This window comes from Mycobacterium sp. (assembly GCF_049280035.1).
Taxonomy (GTDB): Bacteria; Actinomycetota; Actinomycetes; order Mycobacteriales; family Mycobacteriaceae; genus Mycobacterium.
In genome coordinates, this window is record NZ_JBAPPI010000835.1 from 1 (window position 1) to 4,789 (window position 4,789).

4 protein-coding genes are annotated in these 4,789 nt (G+C 64.5%); 2 read left to right on the forward strand and 2 right to left on the reverse strand.

Features of this window, described 5'->3' with window-relative positions; all coding sequences use genetic code 11:
* A partial coding sequence (locus tag WAN71_RS26695; RefSeq protein ID WP_422228205.1) for a M13 family metallopeptidase occupies positions 1–1,877 on the reverse strand: 1,877 nt, incomplete at its 3' end.
* Between the two features lie 200 nt (positions 1,878–2,077).
* On the opposite strand from WAN71_RS26695, the gene WAN71_RS26700 reads away from it, so the two are divergent.
* Complete coding sequence (locus tag WAN71_RS26700; protein ID WP_422228206.1) at positions 2,078–2,674, forward strand: TetR/AcrR family transcriptional regulator; 597 nt, start codon at positions 2,078–2,080, stop codon at positions 2,672–2,674.
* Positions 2,671–4,158: a flavin-containing monooxygenase gene (locus tag WAN71_RS26705; RefSeq protein WP_422228207.1), complete on the forward strand. Its 1,488-nt coding sequence runs from the start codon at positions 2,671–2,673 to the stop codon at positions 4,156–4,158. The genes WAN71_RS26700 and WAN71_RS26705 overlap by 4 nt, the downstream gene beginning before the upstream one ends.
* Here the strand turns inward: WAN71_RS26705 and WAN71_RS26710 are convergent.
* The coding region (locus tag WAN71_RS26710) for a pseudouridine-5'-phosphate glycosidase (RefSeq protein ID WP_422228208.1) at positions 4,140–4,789 on the reverse strand (650 nt) is incomplete at its 5' end. The genes WAN71_RS26705 and WAN71_RS26710 overlap by 19 nt on opposite strands.

Sequence of the window (4,789 nt, forward strand, 5' to 3'; positions counted from 1 at the left end):
GTTTCGGGCCGGCAGATCTGCTTCCAGCTCGACGCGAACGCGATGAAGAAGCGCTGGTCGCCGCTGAGGCCGTCGATAACCGGCGCCTCTTTTCCGCCAAGCGACAGCTTGTAGGCGTCATAAGCGATGCGCAGTCCCGCGAGATCGGCGATGTTCTCGCCGAGCGTCAGCTTCCCGTTGATGTGATTGCCCGGTAGCGGCTCATATCCGTTGAACTGCGCGACGAGCTTGTCCGACTCGCCCACATAACGCTGGGCGTCGGCCGGTGTCCACCAATCGCGCTGCAGACCGGTGCCGTCGCTCTTGCGGCCTTGGTCGTCGAACGCGTGGCTCATCTCGTGACCGATGGTGGCCCCGATCGCGCCGTAGTTCGCCGCGGGATCGGCCGCAGGATCGAAGTTCGGCGGCTGCAGAATCGCCGCGGGAAACACGATGTCGTTGAGCCGCGGAGAGTAGTAGGCGTTGTCGGTCTGCGGCGTCATGTCCCATTCGGCGCGGTCGATGGGCTTACCCAACTTGCTGACGTCGTCGTTCCACCCCCATACCGCCAGACCGTTTTCGTTGCCGACGAGGTCATTCGCGTGGATCTTGACCGTCGCATACGACTTCCACTTATCGGGGTAGCCGATCTTGGCGACCAATGCTGCGAGCTTGGCCTGCGCTTCTTTCTTGGTTTCGGGCGCCATCCACGATGCGGCGTCGATGCGCTTGCCGTAGGCCGTGCGGAGATTTTCGACCAGCGCGCGCGCCTTGTCGCGCGTCTGCTGACTGAAGTGTGCGTCGACATAGAGTTCTCCGACCGGGTCGCCGAGTCCGCCGCTCACTCGAGTGACACCGCGCTTTTCTCGCGGTGCCCGCTGCTGGGCGCCCGCCATCGTTCGGCCGTAGAAGTCGAACAGCTCATCGGCGAATGGTGTCGAAAGCTCGCCGCTGTATGCATGCAGGACGTGGTAGTGCATGTAGGCCTTCCACGCGTCCAACGGCTCGGTGGCGAAAAGCCCTGCGGTTTTGTGCAATACGTCGGGCATGCCGACCCTGAAGTCGGTCGCCGCCGGCAGCTTCAGCTTGTCGAACATCTCCCGCAACGGCGCGCCGTCCGCTAGCTGCTCGACTTGAGCGCGCGGCATGATGTTGTTCGTCTTCTCGACGTCGCGCGCCTCCTCCTGTGACAGCTGCACCTCTGCCAACTTGGTTTCCAGGGCAAGCAGTTGTTCGGCCTGCTGCTGCGAATCGGCGTAACCGGCCAGGCCGAACAGCCGGGCCGCATGCGCGACGAATTTGTTGCGCAGCTCGACCGATTCGGGATCGGTGTTCACGTAATAGCCGCGGTCACCGAGCGACAGGCCGCCCTGCCAGATGTTGGGTATGTAGCGGGTCGGTTTATTCGGGTCGATGTCCACCGAGACCGGGAAGGGGTCGTCCACCTGAGTCTCGCCGTTGAACGACACGAGAACCGCATTGAGGCCCGGCCTGTCTTTGATGGCGTCGACCGACGCCAGGAGGGGCCGCACCGGCTCGGCGCCTTTCTTGTTCAGCAGGGCCTCGTCCATATACGACGCATAGAGGTCGCCGATCTGCTGCGAGATCTCGCCGGCGGGCGCGTGTTTGGCGGCGGCGCTCTGGACGATCGCCTTGAGGTCCGCGTCGAGCTGGTTCTGAATATCGAGACTGACGCCCGCGCACAACTTGTCGGGCGGGATCTTCGCCTGCTTCACCCATGTGCCGAGGACGTAGTCGAAGAAGTCGTTGCCGGGCCGGACCGACTTGTCCATCTCGCCCATGTCGAAGCCCCAGGCACCGACTTTCGGCTTGGGCGGCGGTTCGGCCGAGCGGTCACACCCGACGAGCACCAAGCCGGTGGTCAGTGACACTGCCACCGTACGAACGAATACGCGCACCGCAGACCTCCAGTTGCCGGGCCAAAGCGCAGCTTAGCCGTGCGCGCTGGCACTGCAGCGCGGCGTCCCGCCGGCAGACGCGGGCAGAGCCGGGCGATGACCCTCAGCGCAAGCCTTGCCCAGCCGGAGTGGGCAAGTATACGCTTGGAAAACCCAAGTGTTTGATTGGATGACGGCCCATGACCGATAGCACCCGCGATCGGATTCTCAACGTGGCGCTGCGGCTATTCGCCGAGCACGGTTATGCCGGCACGTCGGTCGCATCGATCGAAGAGGCGGCCGGCCTGTCCCCGCACTCGGGCGCGCTGTACACCCATTTCGGGTCGAAGGAACAGCTGATGGCCGCCGCAGTTGAGCGGGCGATCCAGACCGCCATGGCGGGTTTCGCGCTCGCGCCGATGCTGTCGCTAGGCAACCTAGAAGCTGAGTTGACCCTGGTTGCCCGCGGGTCGTTAGTGCTGATGGCCAGCTGGCGCGACCTGATTCGAGTGATGGCAAAGGACGGCGACCGGTTTCCGAAGGTGATGGCCGATGCCCGGGACAGCCTATTCGGCAGGTCACGTCAGTTCCTGGCCAAGTGGCTCGAAGACAAAGCACCAGAGGAAGATTCCCTAGATCGCGACTTCGAAGCGATTACTGCCATCTGGCTCGGTGCGATCGAGAACTACTGGATCGCAACGTCTATTCACGACGACCGCCCGCTCGGAATTGATGAAGACCGATTCGTTCAGCAATGGGTGCACACCCTGATGACGGCGATAGGAACACGACCATGACGGACTCCAATCAACCACCCGCCACCGCCAAGGCCGGCCGCCGAGACCCTCGGATCGTGATCGTCGGCGCCGGCATGGCGGGGATCGCTGCGGCTCATGTCTTCCGGCAAGCCGGTTTCACCAACTTCACCATCCTGGAAAAGGGCTCCGACGTTGGTGGTGTTTGGCATTGGAACCGCTACCCCGGCCTGCGATGCGACGTGCCGTCTTACAGCTACCAATACGCGTTCGCACCCAAGCCCGACTGGAAGCATGTGTGGGCCACGGGTGAAGAGATTCAGCGTTATCACCACGACCTCATCAAAGCGCTACAACTCGAATCGCATCTGAGGTTGGGCTGCGAAGTGACTTCGGCGGTGTTCGCCGACAACAGATGGAGCGTCTCGACCGCCGACGGCGACGAGATCGACGCGGACTTCGTCGTCGCCGCCACCGGTCTGCTCCATCACCCGTTCATCCCGGACATTCCCGGCCTTGACTCGTTCGCCGGGCCGGTAGTGCACACCGCGCGCTGGACTGACATCGATACCCATGGCAAACGGATTGCCGTCATCGGCACTGGATCGACTGGGGTGCAAGTGTTTTCCGCGATGCAACCCGACGCTGGCCACATCACCCACTTCGCCCGTACGCCGCAGTGGGTGATGTGGATGCCGATGGGGCTGCGGCAGCCACGCGTGATCGGGCGGCTACTGCGATCGCTGCCCAAACAGGACAAGGCAGTGCGGCTATCGCAACTCGTCGGTTCCGACTACTTGGTCGACTTGGTCACCCGGCCAACCTGGCGACGACGCCTGGCCCAGCGTTATGGCTGGATATGTTTACGTATGCTGGTGCGGGACAAGGATCTTCGTGCCCGCCTGACGCCCGACTACCAGCCCTTCTGCAAACGGCAGGTGCTTTCCGGTGACTACTACCGGCGAATTTGCAAGCCTAACGCCAGTTTCGTCAGCGAGCCGATCGCCGAGATCAGCGAAACCGGCCTGCGCACAACCGACGGTGTCCACCACGATCTGGACGCGATCGTGCTCGCCACCGGCTTCCAGGCCCACAACTACATGCGCCCGATGACGCTGCGCGGCCGGGACGGACTGTCCATCGATGACGCCTGGGCGAAAGGTCCGCGCGCGTGGGCAATGACCGCTATCCCCGGATTCCCCAACCTGTTCACCGTCCTCGGACCCAACTCGCCCAGCGGATCGATGTCACTGCAACACGTCGCCGAACTGACCGCCCGCTACATCACCAGATGGCTGCGGCGATTCCGCGACGGCGAGATCACCAGCGTCGAAGTTACCGAGGAGGCCACCAGCCGGTTCGCCGACGACATCGCCGAGGCGATGGGCCCGACCGTCTGGAACACCGGTTGCAACTCGTGGTACTTCGCCGACGACAACCACATCGATCTGTGGCCATTCGACCGCAAGCGGCTAACCCGCATGCTGGCCGAGCCGCACGACGACGACTACATCCTCACCCCGTAGGCGGCGGCCACCTCTGCCGCCAACCGCGCGTTGGACAGCACCAGGGCCACGTTGGCGGCAAGCGAAGCGCCGCGCGTCTCGCGGTGGAAGAAGTCGAGCAGGAACGGCGTCACATCCTTGCCACGCACGCCCTTTGCTTCGGCGGCTGCCAGGCCGGCGGCAAGCACCCGGTCGTGTAACGCGCGGTCCATCTCCTCGCTCGGCGCGATGGGGTTCGCCAGCACCAGCCCGTATCCGTCGAGGCCCAGTCGGCGTCTGGCCCGCAGCACGTCGGCCACCTCAGCCGGCGTCTCCACCCGCCAACCCACCGGGTGGCCGGAATCGGCGAGGTAGAAGCCGGGGAAACGGTCGGTGCGGTAGCCGATCACCCCGACACTCAGGGTCTCCAGCCGCTCCAGGGTGGCGGCCACGTCCAAAATCGACTTCACTCCCGCGCAGACGACGAGCACGCCGGTGCGGGAGAGCGTCATGAGATCTGCGGACTCGTCCCAGCTGTCGCGCGCACCCCGGTGCACGCCGCCCAGCCCGCCGGTGGCGAACACGGTGATGCCAGCCGCGGCCGCCAGGTGCGCGGTCGAGGCGACGGTCGTCGCGCCATCCCCACCCCGGGCCGCGAGCACCGCGACGTCGC

Excerpts from the sequence above, each read along its gene's own strand:
- WAN71_RS26705 (WP_422228207.1), top strand. The coding sequence starts at position 2,671 with ATGACGGACTCCAATCAACCACCCGCCACCGCCAAGGCCGGCCGCCGA.
- WAN71_RS26700 (WP_422228206.1), top strand. The coding sequence starts at position 2,078 with ATGACCGATAGCACCCGCGATCGGATTCTCAACGTGGCGCTGCGGCTA.